The following is a 15357-nucleotide window of genomic DNA, read 5'->3' as shown; positions in this document are numbered from 1 at the left end:
GCTGGGTGGCGCGAGCCACTCTCGAGGCGGAGCATTGCCGTTCGCATTGACAGCAATGCCCGAAGCCAACTCGATCAGGAAGGATAGAGACGTGCTGATTTCCCAAGTCAGGAAGCAAGACGGATCGATTGCAGTCGCAGTGCGGGAGCCGGGCGAAACGGCACGCCTCGTCAAGGACGCGGAAAGCGTCTACGCATTGGCGATGAAGGCGGCGAATGGCGGCAAGAGCCTCCAGGCGGTTATCGATGCCAAGGGCCTCGGAGAGACGATCGACCTCGAGGCGGCCTATGCCGAGGGTCGGATGCTGCCGCCGATCACCCATCCCGATCCGGCGCACCTGCATCTGACCGGCACCGGGCTGACGCATCTCGGCTCCGCCGCGACGCGCGATGCGATGCATAAGAAAACCACCGAGGCGGCCGAAGAGACGCTCACCGACTCGATGAAGATGTTCCGCATGGGGCTCGAAGGCGGCAAGCCGAGGGCTGGCGAAAAGGGCGTGCAGCCGGAGTGGTTCTACAAGGGCAACGGCACCGCCGCGGTCGCCCCCGGCCAGCCGCTCACCTCCCCCTCCTTTGCCGAGGACGGCGGCGAAGAGCCGGAAATGGCCGGCATCTATGTCATCTCCGACAAGGGCATGCCCTATCGTCTCGGTTTCGCGGTCGCCAACGAGTTCTCCGACCATAAGACCGAACGGGTCAATTACCTGTGGCTGGCGCATTCGAAGCTCAGGCAGGCAAGCTTCGGCCCGGAAATCCGCATCGGTGCGGCGCCGGACGACATCCGCGGCACGTCGCGTATCCTGCGCGGCGGCAAGGTCCTGTGGGAAAAGCCGTTCCTCTCGGGCGAAACCAACATGTCGCACAGCTTCGCCAATCTTGAATATCACCACTTCAAATACGGTCTCTTCCGCGAGCCGGGCGATGTGCATGTGCACATGTTCGGGACCGCGACGCTTTCCTTCGGTGACGGCATACGCACCGAGCCAGGAGACGTCTTCGAGATCGAGGCCAAGGACTTTGGCCTTGCGCTGCGTAATCCGCTGGCGATCGCCGAAGAAGAAGACATCGCCATACATCAGCTCTGATATATCTGCTAAAGCAGTGTCGGGCCGCGACGGGCGGCCCCTTGCGACAAGAAGACAAGGAGGCTGAAGCCCATGACACTTCACCAGAATCTCATTGCCGGCGAATGGGTCGGCAGCGACGGCGTCGCCAATGTCAATCCCTCGAACACCAACGACGTCATCGGCGAATATGCCCGTGCCACCGCCGACGATGCTTCAGCCGCGATCGCCGCGGCCAAGGCGGCGTTTCCGGCCTGGTCGCGCTCCGGCATCCTCGAGCGCCACGCTATCTTGAGAAAGACCGCTGACGAAATCCTCGCCCGCAAGGACGAACTTGGCCGGCTGCTGTCGCGCGAGGAAGGCAAGACGCTCGCCGAAGGCATTGGCGAGACGGTGCGGGCCGGTCAGATCTTCGACTTCTTCGCCGGCGAAGCCTTACGTCTCGCCGGCGAGACGCTGCCCTCGGTGCGTCCGAACATCGGCGTCGAAATCACCCGCGAGGCAGTCGGCGTCGTCGGCATCATCACGCCGTGGAACTTCCCGATCGCCATTCCGGCCTGGAAGATCGCCCCGGCACTTTGCTACGGCAACACCATCGTCTTCAAGCCAGCCGAACTCGTCCCGGGCTGCGCTCACGCGATCGTCGACATCCTGCATCGCGCCGGCCTGCCGAAGGGCGTGCTGAACCTCGTCATGGGCAAGGGCTCGGTCGTCGGACAGGCGATGCTCGAAAGCCCGGATGTCCAGGCGATCACCTTCACCGGATCCGTGGGCACCGGCAAGCGCGTCGCCATGGCCTCGGTCGAGCACAATCGCAAGTTCCAGCTGGAGATGGGCGGCAAGAACCCGTTTGTCGTCCTCGACGACGCCGATCTTCCGGTCGCCGTCGAGGCGGCGGTCAACTCCGCCTTCTTCTCGACCGGCCAGCGCTGCACCGCCTCGTCGCGGATCATCGTCACCGAGGGCATCCACGACAAGTTCGTCGCGGCAATGGGTGAGCGCATGCAGGGCCTCGTCGTCGACGACGCGCTGAAGGCCGGCACCCATATCGGCCCGGTCGTCGACCAGAGCCAGCTGAACCAGGACACCGACTATATCGCCATCGGCAGACAAGAAGGCGCGAAGCTCGCCTTCGGCGGCGAGGTCATTTCGCGCGACACGCCCGGCTTCTATCTGCAGCCGGCGCTATTCACCGAGGCGACGAATGCGATGCGGATCTCGCGTGAAGAAATCTTCGGGCCGGTCGCCGCGGTCATCCGCGTCAAGGATTACGACGAGGCGCTCGCCGTCGCCAACGACACGCCGTTCGGGCTCTCCTCCGGGATTGCCACGACCAGCCTCAAGCATGCGACGCATTTCAAGCGCAATGCCGAGGCCGGCATGGTGATGGTCAACCTGCCGACCGCCGGCGTCGATTTCCACGTGCCGTTCGGCGGCCGCAAGGGCTCCTCCTATGGCCCGCGCGAACAGGGCAAATACGCCGCCGAATTCTACACAACCGTCAAGACAGCCTACACGCTGGCTTAAGCCCAAGAGCGGGATGAGGAGGCAAGTGCCATCCTCATCCCGCTGCAAAGCCATCGTTCTCCAGCCCGCACCCATGGGCCCGAAGGAAGGAAGAAATGAAGAAGAAAGCTGAGTGGCCGCGCAAGCTGCGTTCGCAGGACTGGTTCGGCGGTACGGGCAAGAATGCCATCATGCACCGCTCCTGGATGAAGAACCAGGGGCTGCCTGCCGACACCTTCGACGGCCGGCCGATCATCGGCATCTGCAACACCTGGTCGGAACTCACGCCCTGCAACGCGCATCTGCGCGACCTTGCGGAGCGGGTGAAGCGCGGTGTCTACGAGGCCGGCGGCTTTCCGGTGGAATTCCCGGTCTTCTCGACTGGCGAAAGCACGCTTCGCCCGACGGCGATGATGTTCCGCAACCTCGCGGCAATGGACGTCGAAGAGGCGATCCGCGGCAATCCGGTCGATGGCGTCGTGCTGCTCGGCGGCTGCGACAAGACGACCCCCAGCCTGCTGATGGGCGCGGCTAGCGTCGATATTCCGGCGATCGTCGTCTCCGGCGGCCCGATGCTGAACGGCAAGTGGCGCGGCAAGGACGTTGGTTCCGGCACGGCGATCTGGCAGTTCTCGGAAATGGTCAAATCCGGCGAAATGAGCCTCGAAGAATTCATGGATGCCGAGCAGGGCATGGCTCGTTCTGCGGGAAGCTGTATGACCATGGGCACGGCCTCGACGATGGCGTCGATGGCCGAAGCGCTCGGCATGACGCTCTCCGGCAATGCCGCGATCCCGGCCGTCGACGCCCGCCGCCGGGTGATTTCGCAGCTCACCGGCCGCCGCATCGTCGAGATGGTCAAGGAAGACCTGAGGCCCTCCGACATCCTCACCAAGCAAGCCTTCGAGAACGCCATCCGCGTCAACGGCGCGGTCGGCGGCTCTACCAATGCGGTGCTGCATCTGCTGGCGCTTGCCGGCCGCATCGGCGTCGATCTTTCGCTCGACGACTGGGACAGGCTCGGTCGCGACGTGCCGACCATCGTCAACCTGCAGCCCTCCGGCAAGTACCTGATGGAAGAGTTCTATTATGCCGGCGGCCTGCCGGTGGTCATCAAGGCGGTCGCCGAGATGGGGCTGCTCCACAACGACGCCATCACTGTCAGCGGCGACACGATCTGGAACGACGTCAAGGGCGTAACGAACTACAACGAAGACGTGATCCTGCCCCGGGAAAAGGCACTGACGAAATCCGGCGGCATTGCGGTGCTGCGCGGCAATCTGGCGCCCCGCGGCGCCGTCCTGAAGCCCTCGGCCGCCTCGCCGCATCTGATGCAGCACAAGGGCCGCGCTGTCGTCTTCGAAAGCATCGAGGACTACCACGCCCGCATCAACCGCGAGGACCTCGACATCGACGAGACCTGCGTCATGGTGCTGAAATATTGCGGTCCGAAGGGCTACCCCGGCATGGCCGAGGTCGGCAATATGGGCCTGCCGCCCAAGGTCCTGAAGAAGGGCATCACCGACATGATCCGCATTTCCGATGCGCGCATGTCGGGCACGGCCTACGGCACCGTCATTCTCCACACGGCACCGGAAGCGGCCGAGGGCGGGCCGCTGGCGCTCGTTCAGAACGGCGACCTGATCGAGGTCGACATCCCGAACCGCACGATGCACCTGCATGTCTCCGACGAGGAGCTCGCCCGCCGCCGTGCGGCCTGGGTGTCGCCGGTCAAGCCGCTCACCGGCGGCTATGGCGGCCTCTATATCAAGACCGTCATGCAGGCCGATAGCGGTGCCGATCTCGACTTCCTCGTCGGGCCGCGCGGCGATCGCATCCCGATGGACCGCGACAGCCACTGACGGGGCTGAACAGCGACCACCGTTTCGGCTTCGGGTGCCGTAGTTGCCCCTCACCCGAACCCTCTCCCCGCCTGCGGGGAGAGGGTTCGTAGGGGCCGTTGTCGCTGTTCCTGCGGACTATTGGGCAAGCGTTCGCCGCGAGTCTCCTTCGCCCCGCTTGTGGGGAGAAGGTGGCCAGTAGGCCGGATGAGGGGCCGCCGCCGGCGGTGATTCCCTGATTTTCGGCTTACTGACTCTGGCGTTGGCTCTGCTCGCCGTGGCTTTGCGTCTGCCCTTGCCGTTCCACCGTTACGGTGACTTTCAACGTCTCGCTGGCGACGCCATGCACCAGCCCGGATATCGGCGCGGCATCGCGGTAGCAGAGGCCGGTGGCGACTCGGACATAGCGTTCGTCGGGGCAGATCTTGTTTGCCGGATCGAAGCCGACCCAGCCGAGACCGGGCAGGTGCACATCGGCCCAGGCATGGCTCGCGGTCTGCTCGGGATGGCCTTCGGTCAGCAGATAGCCCGAGACGTAGCGGGCCGGCAGGCCAAGCGTTCGGGCGGCCGAGACGAGGATGTGGGCGTGGTCCTGGCAGACGCCCTTGCCGCGCTCGAGCGCCTCCTCGGCGGTGGTACCGGCATGGGTCTCGCCGGGCTCGTAGGCGACCGCCTCGTGAATCGTCCCCATCAGCGCGTGCATGCGCTCGAGATCCGTTGCGCCCTCGGCCGATTTCGCCAGCTCGCGGACCAGCTTGCCCGCCTCGCTGAGCGGTGTTTCGCGGGCATAGAGCCAGAGCGGCACATAGGACTGGTGCGCTCCGAAGACGCCGGCCCGGTCTTCCGTATCCACTTCACCGCTCGCCTCGATCCGCAAGGTCGTCCGATCCGCGTCGACGTTGACGAGATGCGTGCGGTTGCCGAAATGGTCATCGTAGCTGACCTCGACCACCGCGCCTTCGACGAGCGTGCGCCAGTTCAACACCCTCTGGCCGGGCTGCGTCGTCGGCGTCAGCCGCAGCCGCTGCAGCGCATAGGGCACCGGTTCGTCGTAATGGTATTCGGTCGTGTGGCTGATTTTCAGGTGCATTCCACTCTCCCGGACCTCATTGGTAAAACCGGTAGCCGTCGGTTATTTCCTGGCCGAGACGGTTGTTGTGGCTGATGAACTCTTCCAGATATTCGTGCAGGCCCCGGTCCATGATGTCGCTGATCGACTGGCTGCGGAGCGAAGCGAGCGTTTCCTCGGCGGTCTCGTGAGCGGCATGCCTCTCGCCATATTCGCGCGACAGATAACCGAGATTGCTGACGATCTTTTCGTAGCAATAGGCGAGCGAGCGCGGCATGCGGCCGTTCGAGATCAGGAAATCGGCGATATTGGCCGGCCTCAGTTCCGCATCATAGACCCAGCCATAGGCGCGGTGCGCCGAGACGGAGCGTAGGATCGATTCCCACTGGACGTTGTCCACCGACGATCCGACGGCGGAGACCGCCGGCAGCAGCACGTAGTACTTCACGTCGAGGATGCGCGCGGTGTTGTCGGCCCGCTCGATGAAGGTGCCGATGCGCGAGAAGTTGAAGATCTCGTTGCGGAGCATCGTGCCGTGGAAGGCGCCGCGGATGAGGCCGGCGCGGCGTTTGATGGCGTCGATGATCTCCGGCATGTCGGCCGGCCGCGCCTTCTTGGCGAGCATCGCCTTCAGCTCGATCCAGCATTCGTTGGTGGCTTCCCAGGTCTCGCGGGTCAGCGCCGTGCGGACCATGCGGGCGTTGTGGCGGCCCGCCTCGATGCAGGACATGACGCTTGACGGATTGGCCCGGTCGCGCAGCAGGAAATCGATGGCGTCGCTGCTGGTCAGCGTGTCGTGCACCTCGTCATAGAGCTCGCGCACGCCGGCGCTCTGCAGCACGCCGTCCCAGTCGCCCTCGCTCGATTCGCTGCGGGTCAGCGACATGCGCAGGCCCGCGTCGATCAGCCGGGCGCTGTTCTCGGCGCGCTCGATATAGCGGAACATCCAGTAGAGGCCGTTCGCAGTTCTTCCCAGCATGGCCTCAGTCCTCCAGTACCCAGGTGTCCTTGGTGCCGCCGCCCTGGCTGGAATTCACCACCAGCGAGCCCTCCTTCAGGGCGACACGCGTCAGCCCGCCGGGAATGATTTGCACCTTGTCGGAAACGAGCACATAGGGACGCAAGTCGACGTGCCGGGGCGCGATGCCCTTGTTGACGAGGATCGGCACGGTCGAGAGCGACAATGTCGGCTGGGCGATGTAGTTGCCGGGGCGCTCCTTGAGCTTCTCGGCGAAGGCGGCACGCTCCTTCTTGGTCGCCGTCGGGCCGACGAGCATGCCGTAGCCGCCGGAGCCGTGCACTTCCTTGACGACGAGCTCTTCCAGATGTTCGAGCACGTATTTGAGGCTCTGCGGTTCCGAGCAGCGCCAGGTGGGGACGTTTTCGAGCAACGGCTTGCGGCCGGTATAGAACTCGACGATTTCCGGCATGTAGGAATAGATCGCCTTGTCGTCGGAAATGCCGGTGCCCGGCGCATTGGCGATGGTGATGTTGCCGGCGCGATAGACGTCCATGATGCCGGGAATGCCGAGCGCGGAATCCGGTCGGAAGGTCAAGGGGTCGAGAAAATCGTCGTCGACGCGCCGGTAGAGCACGTCGATCGCCTCGTAACCGCGCGTCGTGCGCATCTTCACCTTGCCGTCGATGACCCTGAGGTCCGACCCTTCCACCAGTTCGACGCCCATCATGTCGGCGAGGAAGGCGTGCTCGTAGAAGGCGGAATTGTAGATGCCGGGGGTAAGCACGGCGACGCGCGGCTTGCCGGCGCAGCCGGCGGGCGCCAGTGACGACAGGCTCTGGCGCAGCAGATAGGGATAGTTCTCCACCGGCCGCACGCGGTTCTGGTGGAAGAGCTCCGGGAACATCTGCATCATGGTTTCCCGGTTTTCCAGCATGTAGCTGACACCGGAAGGCGTGCGGGCGTTGTCTTCGAGCACGTAGAACTGGTCTTCGCCGGTGCGCACGATGTCGGTGCCGACGATGTGGGTATAGACGCCTCCCGGCGGCCGGAAGCCGATCATCTGCGGCAGGAAGGCATCGTTCTTCTCGATCAGTTCGCGCGGGAGCCGGCCGGCGCGGATGATTTCCTGCTTGTGGTAAATGTCGTCCAGAAAGGCGTTAAGCGCAATGACGCGCTGTTCGATGCCCTGGGCGAGGCGTCGCCATTCACGTCCGGATATGATGCGGGGAATGAGATCGAAGGGGATGAGCTTTTCGGATGAATCGGCGTGTCCGTAGACTGCGAAAGTAATGCCCGTCTTGCGGAAGATGTTCTCGGCTTCTCTCGATTTCGCTATGAGCCGGTTTCTGTCCTGGCTGGCATACCATTGATGATAGGTCGAATATGGCTGGCGCGGACTGCTGTCCGCATTGATCATTTCGTCAAATGCCAAAGGCGTAGATCCCCTTATTTTTGTCCATTTGAGTACAACGGTTGCCGCAATGCAAGAAGCGTGCACAGTCGCGCGCGAAGAATTTTCGGCTTGCGCCGGTCCGTAAATTGAAGGCGCTTTCGTCTCTCCGGCTTGCGATTTATGCGTGCCGGATTTCTCCTGCTGATTTGGAAATGGGCAGATGCCTGATTATTTGGCGCCCCACCGCAGGTTGCGGTCTCGGTGGAAGCCTTGTTTGCCGATCTTGTTCATCGATGCGGCAGGAATAAGATATCGGCGCTGGTCAGGTGGTGACGGCAAGGCGGTGACGGCATGGACGCAATATACGAGATCGCCGAACGGCCGGCGCAACGGGTTACCGGCCGCCTCTGGGACGGCACATTCATCGAAGCGGCCGACGGCGCCATCCACCGGCTGATCGCCGAGACGCAGGAGCATCGACGCCGCACGCATCCGCGCGATCACGCCGCCCTTATAGGCCTCTCCTGGAATGTCCGGCCGGAGGGCTTCACCTATCTGATCGGCTATGCCGGAGAAGATCGCGAGACCTTTGCAGCGCCCGACTACATGGACCTGCCGGCCATGCGCTTTGCGACGACGATGCACCACCCTGAAGGAGGAGATGTTTTCGTTCAGTACCGCAAGATGTTCGAGTGGATTGCGGCTGCGGGCCACGTCGTCGATCAGACCCATCTACACTACCGCGAAGAATACGCGCCCGGCTTCGTCTCCCCGTCTGCCTCCTCTCTGCGACTGATGGTTCCAATTCGCTGATCGCAACCATCAGAAAAATTGCTTTGACCAGGGGCGGCACGCGGTCTATCGCCGCGGCGACGGTCTCGCTCATCGAGGTCCGCCTCGATCGGGAAAAACACCTATGATGCTTGCCCGCCTGGCCCCGGCCATTTTCGTGCTGCTCTGGTCGACGGGCTGGGTGGTGGCGAAATATGCTGCATTTTTCGCCGATCCGCTGACCTTCCTGGCGCTGCGCTACAGCGTGGCGATCCTGCTCTTCGTCGGCTTCTGCGCCGCGACCGGCGCGCGCTGGCCCCGCTCCTGGAGCCTGATCGGCCACGCGATTGTGTCGGGGATCTTCCTGCACGGCCTCTATCTTGGCGCCGTATGGTGGGCGATCGGGCAGGGGGTGCCCGCGGCCATATCCGGCATCATCGCCGGGCTGCAGCCGTTGATGACGGCGGCGGTCGCGCCGTTCCTGATCGGCGAGAATCTCAGCCGGCAGCAGCGGCTCGGTTTGGTGCTCGGCTTTTGCGGCATCGCACTTGCCGTCTTGCCGAAGACGCTGGCGCTCGACACCGCCTCGACGCCCATTCATTTCCTGCCGGTGGCCGTCAACGTCCTCGGCATGGCGGCGGTGACCTATGGCACGCTCTACCAGAAGCGATATCTGCAAAACGGTGACATTCGGTCGATCGCCGCCCTGCAATATGTCGGCGCCCTGGTCGTCACCGTGCCGTTGGCCCTGATGCTCGAGGATCTGCGCGTCACCTGGAACCTCGAGCTCGTCGCAGCGCTTGCATGGTCGGTCCTCGGCCTGTCGATGGGGGCGATCGCGCTCCTGCTCTATCTCATCCGCCGCGGCCAGGTCTCGCGCGCCGCATCGCTCATCTATCTGGTGCCGCCGCTCGCGGCGGTCCAGGCGGCGCTCTTCTTCGGCGAAGCCCTGACCTGGCCGATGATCGTCGGAACCATCATCGCGGTGACGGGCGTCTATCTCACCAACCGCAAGACCGATAGCGCGGCGCCGGCAGGCGAACGCGCAATCAATGTTGCGGCAGGCTCAGCGAAATAGAGCAGCGCAGCGTATGCGAGAGCTCAGACGAGCGCGGATTCGGGGCCTTGCTGTTTCCCGAGAACGTTGCGCACCACGATGAAACGCTTGGTGGTCTCGACGCAGGTCGCGCCAAGGTGGAGGTCAGGCCCGCGGCCGGAGACATGCAGTAGGAAATATCTGCAGCGACCCTCGCGTCCTTTCGCAGGCGCAAGGGTCACTGTTATCGCAGGCGGCTCAGCCCTGGCGGCCGCCGCCATTGTCTGCGCGGCGCATGCCTTGACCGCGCCCGCGGCGATTGCCGGGCTGCCCGTCGCCCTGGCGCCGGCCGTCATGCTTCGGGCCGGGGCGGCCATGGTGCTTGCGGTTTTCGTGATTGCGGTTGCCCTCCGGCCGGCCGTCGTGGTGGCCTTGGCCGGCGGCCCGGTGATCGCGGCGCTCGCTCTTCTGCGGACGATCGTCGCGCAGCAGTTCGTCGCCTGCAAACCCGCTTGTTGCCGGCTCCCGCGCGGGACGCTGCGGGCGCTGAGCTCCGTCGCGGCGCTGGCCGCCGCCGCTGCCGCGATGTTGACCACCGCCATTGCCGCGCTGCTGGTCGTTGCCGCGACCGCCGCGACCCTTGGAGGGACGAGCCTGGTCGGCCGGCGCCTCGCCGCTGGCGACGGCGATCTGGATGCCCATCAGCTTTTCGATGTCGCGCAGCAGGCGGATTTCGTCCGGTGAGCAGAAGGCGATCGCAATGCCGTCGCGGCCATTACGGGCGGTGCGGCCGATGCGATGCACATAGGCGTCCGGCACTTCCGGCAGATCGTAGTTGTAAACATGGGTCACACCCGGAATGTCGATGCCGCGTGCGGCGACGTCGGTCGCGACGAGCACGCGGATTTCGCCGTCGCGGAACGCCTTCAGCGCGCGCTCGCGCTGGCCCTGGCTCTTATTGCCGTGGATCGAGGCGGCCTTGAAGCCGACATGGTCGAGATGCTTCATCAGCTTCTCGGCACCGTGCTTCGTGCGGCTGAAGACCAGTGACAGACCATCGGGATTGTCGGTCAGCGATTTCTTGAGGATCGTCGTCTTCAGGTCCTTGCCGGGGACAAAATGGACATATTGCTCGACCTTGTCGGCGGCCTTGCCGGGCGGCGTTACCTCGACCTTGAGCGGATCGGTCAGATACTCGCCGGCGAGTTCGGCAATCTGCTTCGGCATGGTCGCGGAGAAGAGCAGCGTCTGGCGGTTCTTCGGCACCAGCTTCGAGATCTTGCGCAGATCGTGGATGAATCCGAGGTCGAGCATCTGATCGGCCTCGTCGAGCACGAGGTAGCGCCCTTGCGTCAGCGTCACGGCCTTGCGGGCGACGAGGTCGAGCAGGCGGCCGGGCGTTGCGACGAGAATGTCGACGCCCCGGGCGAGCTGTTCGGTCTGCTTGTTGATCGAGACGCCGCCGACAACGACGCCGATCTTCAGCGGGCTCTTTCTCACGAAAAGCTTAAGGTTGGTGGCGATCTGATTGACCAGTTCGCGGGTGGGGGCCAGCACGAGCGCGCGGATGTTGCGCGGGTCGGCGCGCCCGCCATCGGCGAGAAGCTTCTCGATCATCGGCAGACCGAAGGCGGCGGTCTTGCCGGTGCCCGTCTGGGCAAGACCGATGAGATCATGACCCTTGAGAACAAGCGGGATGGCCTGCATCTGGATGGGCGTCGGCTTTTCGAAGGCATTGGCGGAGAGGGTCGCCAGGATCTGCTGCGATAGGCCGAGGTCTTTGAAAGTGGACAATGGATATACCTTTCGGGGCGCCAAACGCATGCGCCGGAATCGCCTCTTGCAATTCCGGTGTCGTCTGGCGTCAAGAACCCCGCGTGAATTGGGAACTTGTGGTTTAGAGAAAATCGTCAAGCGCCTGTGCTGCCGCCGGTTGCGGCGATGTCTCGCGCTATTCCTTCTTCACGGCTCGAAGTGTTTGCCGAGGGCGCGCTCACGCGGCGGCCGGAAGGTGACGCGCTGTCCATGTCGTTGTTTTGGCCCGAAAAGTCAAGCGGCATCTTTTGCATGTGCGAGATTGGCCCGCCGCAGCAGCCTTCTCGAAGGCCGGCGTTCAGGAAAGTTCGTCATGGCCAGGATCGGCCAAGCATCATGGATGAAAGCTTGCAGAACAGGCGCCGGAGCGTACAATTCTGCGGCTCGGCCCCCGGCATCTCGGCTAGGCCGGGTGCGCATATTGCAGGAATTGCGTGGTCCAGTTCGGCAGGAGCGGGAGCGATACGGGCCGGCGCCGAAACCCGGTTTCGATGCTCAGCTGCGTTCGCAACCAAGCCGTGTGAAGCTGGACAAAAATTGGACGCTCGGCGATTCGGGAACCTGACGCGGCTTCAGCCGTTCCATCCCTTTAGTCTTCGCCGACCTATCTGCCAATCGAGATACAGGAGAGGAACCAGTGCGGAACCGGATTTGGATACTGGCAGCCGATGGCAACGCCGCGCGCATCGTCAAGGACGTCAACTTGCTGAAGGACGGGCATCAGCAGCCGGAGGTGGAATCCTACGAGATCGAGGCGAGGCGCGCTCAGGACATCATGGCCGACAAGCCGGGCCGCAGCCATTCGTCGGTCGGACACGGCCGCTCGGCCATGGAATACAGCAGCGATCCGGTTCGCGAGGAACAGCACCGCTTCGCCGTCGAGATTGCCGGGAAGCTCGACCACTATGCGCTGGAAAACGCCTTCGAGAACCTGGTGATCTGCGCCGCGCCGAAGACCTTGGGCGACCTCAGGAAGCTGCTCTCCCATCAGGTCAAGGAAAAGACCGTCGCCGAGATCGACCGGAATTGCGTGGCGGTGCCGACCGAGCAACTGATCGCCACGGTCAAGTCGGTGGTCTTTCCCGGCTAGATCGCTTCAGGGCTTATCGCCGCGCAGCATTTCGCGTTTGCCGGCGAAGCCCGGAAGGCGCTCGACCACGAAGCCGGCCGCAGCGAGATTGCGGCGGACGAAACCTGCCGCCGCATAGGTGGCGAAGGTGCCGCCTTTGACGGTTTTGTCGAAAACCGCCTGCATGAGTTCCTGCGACCACATGTCGGGGTTCCGCGACGGGGCGAAGCCGTCGAGAAACCAGGCGTCGAAACTTTCCCGCGTTTGGGCAACGCCCTGGAGCGCCATGCCGCAGACGACGGTGAGACGCACGCCGTCGAAGTCGATGTCGATCCGGCCGGCCGGCGCATCCGGCCAAGGGGCGACAAGCGCGCGGCGCTCGGCGTCGATCTCCCGCCAATGGGCGAGTGCCCGGTCGATTTCGCCGGCGCGCATCGGGAAGCGCTCGAAGGAGACGAAGTGTAGCCGGCCATCGGGGACCTGTGCCTCTTTCCATTGCCGCCAGGTCTCGCAGAAGTTCAGGCCGGTGCCGAAGCCGAGCTCGCCGATCGTAAAGGTCCCGCCTGCGCTCCAGCGCGCGGGCAGCCTGTTGCCCGAAAGAAAGACATGGCCGCATTCCAGCCGGCCGTCAGTGCGGCAGTAAAAGTGATCGCCAAATTCCACCGAATAGGGCATATCGCCCGCATGCCATTCAAGGCTCTGGCTTGCGGTCGGCGGGTTCTGGCGGAGATCGGTCTCTGTCATGGCGATGGCGATAGACTTGCGGCGGGGTAAGGTCAATCGATGAGCGAAGTTTTGATCGTTGGTGGCGGTATCATGGGGCTCTGGGCGGCGCTCATGGCCGGCCGTGCCGGCATCGAGACGCGCCTCCTCGAGCGGAAGGGGATCGGTGCAGGCGCAAGCGGCGGCCTGCTCGGAGCGCTGATGCCGCACATGCCGGACCGCTGGAACGCGAAGAAACAGTTCCAGTTCGATGCGCTTGTTTCGCTGGAGGGCGAGATTGCCCGGCTCGAGGGCGAGACGGGTCTATCGGCGGGCTATCGCCGCTCGGGCCGGATCATGCCGCTCGGCAGACAGCATCTGCGCGATATCGCGCTCGGCCACCAGCAGGACGCGGAGCGGCACTGGGTCGCTGGCGACCAGCGGTATCATTGGTACGTCCGCGACGCCGATACCGGCGGCTGGCCGGCAGCGAACGCCGCACCCTTCGGCCTCGTCCAGGACACGCTTGCCGCACGCGTGGCGCCGCGCAGGCTGCTGGCGACCTTGCGGGCGGCACTCGATGCATTTCCTCATGTCCAGATCGAAGAGGGCGCCGACGTTTTGTCGATCGACCCGCTGCACGCTCGGCTAGCACTCTTCGAGGGCCGCGAGGTCGCGTTCGGGCATTGCATCCTCGCCGCCGGTGTCGCGAGTTTTCCGCTGGTCGATCGGTTGGCGGAGCGGCCGCAGGCGGCGAGCGGCGGCCCCGTCAAGGGGCAAGCGGCGCTGCTCCGCGCCGATATTGATCCGGCCGCGCCGATCATCTTCACCGACGGGCTCTACATCGTTCCGCATGAGGACGGCCTTGTGGCCGTCGGCAGCACCAGCGAGAACCGATTCGCCGAGCCCTTCTCGACGGACGCGCAACTGGATGCGCTGATCGAACGCGCCGTTGCACTCACCCCGCTGCTGCGCGATGCACCGGTGATCGAACGCTGGGCCGGTCTGCGCCCCAAGGCCACGGGCCGGGAGCCGATGGTCGGCCGCCATCCGGAATATGAAAGGCTGTCGGTGCTGACGGGCGGCTTCAAGGTCAGTTTTGGACTGGCACATGTTCTGGCGGGCTTCGTCATCGACGAGATTGCCGGGCGCAGGACCGCCGAACTGCCGCAATCCTTCCGGTGCGAAACCCATATCGCGGCGTTGCAGTAGCCCCCATTCCACTTCGTCAATCTGTCACGCAAATCACCTAAGAGGCGGCTATCGAACCGAATTTCGGAGCCTTGCAATGCGGTACGCCATTTGTTTTACGCCGCCGATGGGCGACCCGCTGTCCGCGGCGGCGGCAAGCTGGCTTGGCCGCAGCGTCTATTCGGGCGAACCCGTCGAGCCGCCGTCGATCGCCGGCCTTCGCATTTCCGAGATCGCCTTCCACACGGCCGTTCCGCGCCGCTTCGGCTTCCACGCGATGATCATGGCGCCCTTCCGCCTCGCGGAAGGCGCCGATGAAGCGCAGCTGCTGAGAAGTCTGATGCACTTCACCAGCGCCGAGACGCCGTTCGCGATCGAGCGGCTGGAGGTGGCGCGCCTCGGGCAATGCCTGGGGCTGACGCCGACGGTGCCGAGCCGTGCGATGCATATGCTCGCCGCGCGGGTCCTGCAGGCATTCGACCGCTTTCGGGCGCCGCTCGGCGAGGACGAAATCGAACGTTCCGATCCCGACCGGTTGACTGCCCCGCAATTTACGAATCTGCATCGGTGGGGCGATCCCTTCGTGATGGAAGAGTACCGCTTCCATATGAAGCTCACTGGTCCTTTGGGTGCTGAAGCCGGACGAGGCCTCGAGGCGCCGTTGCGCGAAGTCTTCGAACCGCATCTGACGAAGCCGCTTGCGGTCGAAAGCCTCGCCTTGTTCGTCGAAGCGGAGAAGGGCGCGCCGATGCGGGTCCATTCCCAGCATCCGCTCGGCAAGATTTCCGTCCGTCCAAGGAGCGAAAGGACGGTTCGGTCCTCGGCGCAGCCTCAGTTATCGGGTAAGTCAACGGGTGACGCCGGCGGCGCTTCGCCGCTGCTGGCCAATTCCGTTTCGGCAATCCGCTAACCTCCTTTCGCGCCGTCATTTTCATCT

13 protein-coding genes are annotated in these 15357 nt (G+C 64.2%); 8 read left to right on the top strand and 5 right to left on the bottom strand.

Features of this window, described 5'->3' with window-relative positions:
- Positions 1-91: 91 nt before the first annotated feature.
- The 3 genes from araD1 (at position 92) to araD (ending at position 4434) form a co-directional block, all read left to right on the top strand.
- Positions 92-1087, top strand: a complete 996-nt coding sequence (araD1, locus tag NXT3_RS13590; protein ID WP_097538579.1) for an AraD1 family protein — start codon at positions 92-94, stop codon at positions 1085-1087.
- A gap of 72 nt (positions 1088-1159) precedes the next feature.
- Positions 1160-2593: an aldehyde dehydrogenase family protein gene (locus tag NXT3_RS13585; protein ID WP_097525197.1), complete on the top strand. Its 1434-nt coding sequence runs from the start codon at positions 1160-1162 to the stop codon at positions 2591-2593.
- A gap of 95 nt (positions 2594-2688) precedes the next feature.
- Positions 2689-4434: an L-arabinonate dehydratase gene (gene araD, locus NXT3_RS13580; protein ID WP_037414769.1), complete on the top strand. Its 1746-nt coding sequence runs from the start codon at positions 2689-2691 to the stop codon at positions 4432-4434.
- A gap of 226 nt (positions 4435-4660) precedes the next feature.
- On the opposite strand, the gene NXT3_RS13575 is transcribed toward araD, so the two are convergent.
- Genes NXT3_RS13575 through NXT3_RS13565 form a run of 3 tightly spaced genes read right to left on the bottom strand, consistent with a single transcriptional unit; the run spans position 4661 to position 7860 of the window.
- Positions 4661-5503 carry a transglutaminase family protein gene (locus NXT3_RS13575; RefSeq protein WP_037414772.1) on the bottom strand — a complete coding sequence of 281 codons (843 nt, stop codon included), beginning with the start codon at positions 5501-5503 and terminating at the stop codon, positions 4661-4663.
- Positions 5504-5519: 16 nt separating this feature from the next.
- On the bottom strand, positions 5520-6461 hold the full coding sequence (locus tag NXT3_RS13570; RefSeq protein WP_097525198.1) for an alpha-E domain-containing protein: 942 nt from the start codon (positions 6459-6461) through the stop codon (positions 5520-5522).
- Between the two features lie 4 nt (positions 6462-6465).
- On the bottom strand, positions 6466-7860 hold the full coding sequence (locus NXT3_RS13565; protein WP_179864728.1) for a circularly permuted type 2 ATP-grasp protein: 1395 nt from the start codon (positions 7858-7860) through the stop codon (positions 6466-6468).
- A gap of 327 nt (positions 7861-8187) precedes the next feature.
- Here NXT3_RS13565 and NXT3_RS13560 point away from each other — a divergent pair, with 327 nt between their 5' ends.
- Both NXT3_RS13560 and NXT3_RS13555 read left to right on the top strand, forming a co-directional pair.
- Positions 8188-8649 (top strand): GyrI-like domain-containing protein, encoded by a 462-nt coding sequence (locus tag NXT3_RS13560; RefSeq protein ID WP_104839518.1) that lies wholly within the window; start codon positions 8188-8190, stop codon positions 8647-8649.
- Between the two features lie 106 nt (positions 8650-8755).
- Complete coding sequence (locus NXT3_RS13555; protein ID WP_234828118.1) at positions 8756-9685, top strand: DMT family transporter; 930 nt, start codon at positions 8756-8758, stop codon at positions 9683-9685.
- 216 nt (positions 9686-9901) lie between these two features.
- On the opposite strand, the gene NXT3_RS13545 is transcribed toward NXT3_RS13555, so the two are convergent.
- On the bottom strand, positions 9902-11437 hold the full coding sequence (locus NXT3_RS13545) for a DEAD/DEAH box helicase (RefSeq protein WP_199773288.1): 1536 nt from the start codon (positions 11435-11437) through the stop codon (positions 9902-9904).
- Positions 11438-12095: 658 nt separating this feature from the next.
- Between NXT3_RS13545 and NXT3_RS13540 the strand changes: the two genes are divergently transcribed.
- Entirely contained in the window at positions 12096-12548 is a 453-nt protein-coding gene (locus tag NXT3_RS13540; RefSeq protein WP_037387508.1) for a host attachment protein, read from the top strand.
- Positions 12549-12554: 6 nt separating this feature from the next.
- Here the strand turns inward: NXT3_RS13540 and mnmD are convergent, their stop codons facing one another.
- On the bottom strand, positions 12555-13271 hold the full coding sequence (mnmD, locus tag NXT3_RS13535; RefSeq protein ID WP_104839515.1) for a tRNA (5-methylaminomethyl-2-thiouridine)(34)-methyltransferase MnmC2: 717 nt from the start codon (positions 13269-13271) through the stop codon (positions 12555-12557).
- A 39-nt stretch (positions 13272-13310) separates the two neighbouring features.
- On the opposite strand from mnmD, the gene NXT3_RS13530 reads away from it, so the two are divergent.
- Entirely contained in the window at positions 13311-14441 is a 1131-nt protein-coding gene (locus tag NXT3_RS13530) for an NAD(P)/FAD-dependent oxidoreductase (RefSeq protein ID WP_104839514.1), read from the top strand.
- 76 nt (positions 14442-14517) lie between these two features.
- Positions 14518-15330, top strand: a complete 813-nt coding sequence (locus NXT3_RS13525; protein ID WP_199773287.1) for a DUF1045 domain-containing protein — start codon at positions 14518-14520, stop codon at positions 15328-15330.
- Positions 15331-15357 lie beyond the last annotated feature (27 nt).

The sequence above is a fragment of the Sinorhizobium fredii genome, from assembly GCF_002944405.1.
Classification (GTDB): domain Bacteria; phylum Pseudomonadota; class Alphaproteobacteria; order Rhizobiales; family Rhizobiaceae; genus Sinorhizobium; species Sinorhizobium fredii_C.
Note: the sequence above shows the minus strand (reverse complement) of the source record. Positions and strands in the feature narration are given on the sequence as shown.

Bases quoted from the DNA above. Each gene is read 5' to 3' on its own strand.
- NXT3_RS13585 (WP_097525197.1), top strand. From the start codon at position 1,160: ATGACACTTCACCAGAATCTCATTGCCGGCGAATGGGTCGGCAGCGAC.
- araD (WP_037414769.1), top strand. From the start codon at position 2,689: ATGAAGAAGAAAGCTGAGTGGCCGCGCAAGCTGCGTTCGCAGGACTGG.
- NXT3_RS13575 (WP_037414772.1), bottom strand. From the start codon at position 5,503: ATGCACCTGAAAATCAGCCACACGACCGAATACCATTACGACGAACCG.
- NXT3_RS13570 (WP_097525198.1), bottom strand. From the start codon at position 6,461: ATGCTGGGAAGAACTGCGAACGGCCTCTACTGGATGTTCCGCTATATC.
- NXT3_RS13565 (WP_179864728.1), bottom strand. From the start codon at position 7,860: ATGATCAATGCGGACAGCAGTCCGCGCCAGCCATATTCGACCTATCAT.
- NXT3_RS13560 (WP_104839518.1), top strand. From the start codon at position 8,188: ATGGACGCAATATACGAGATCGCCGAACGGCCGGCGCAACGGGTTACC.
- NXT3_RS13555 (WP_234828118.1), top strand. From the start codon at position 8,756: ATGCTTGCCCGCCTGGCCCCGGCCATTTTCGTGCTGCTCTGGTCGACG.
- mnmD (WP_104839515.1), bottom strand. From the start codon at position 13,271: ATGACAGAGACCGATCTCCGCCAGAACCCGCCGACCGCAAGCCAGAGC.
- NXT3_RS13530 (WP_104839514.1), top strand. From the start codon at position 13,311: ATGAGCGAAGTTTTGATCGTTGGTGGCGGTATCATGGGGCTCTGGGCG.
- NXT3_RS13525 (WP_199773287.1), top strand. From the start codon at position 14,518: ATGCGGTACGCCATTTGTTTTACGCCGCCGATGGGCGACCCGCTGTCC.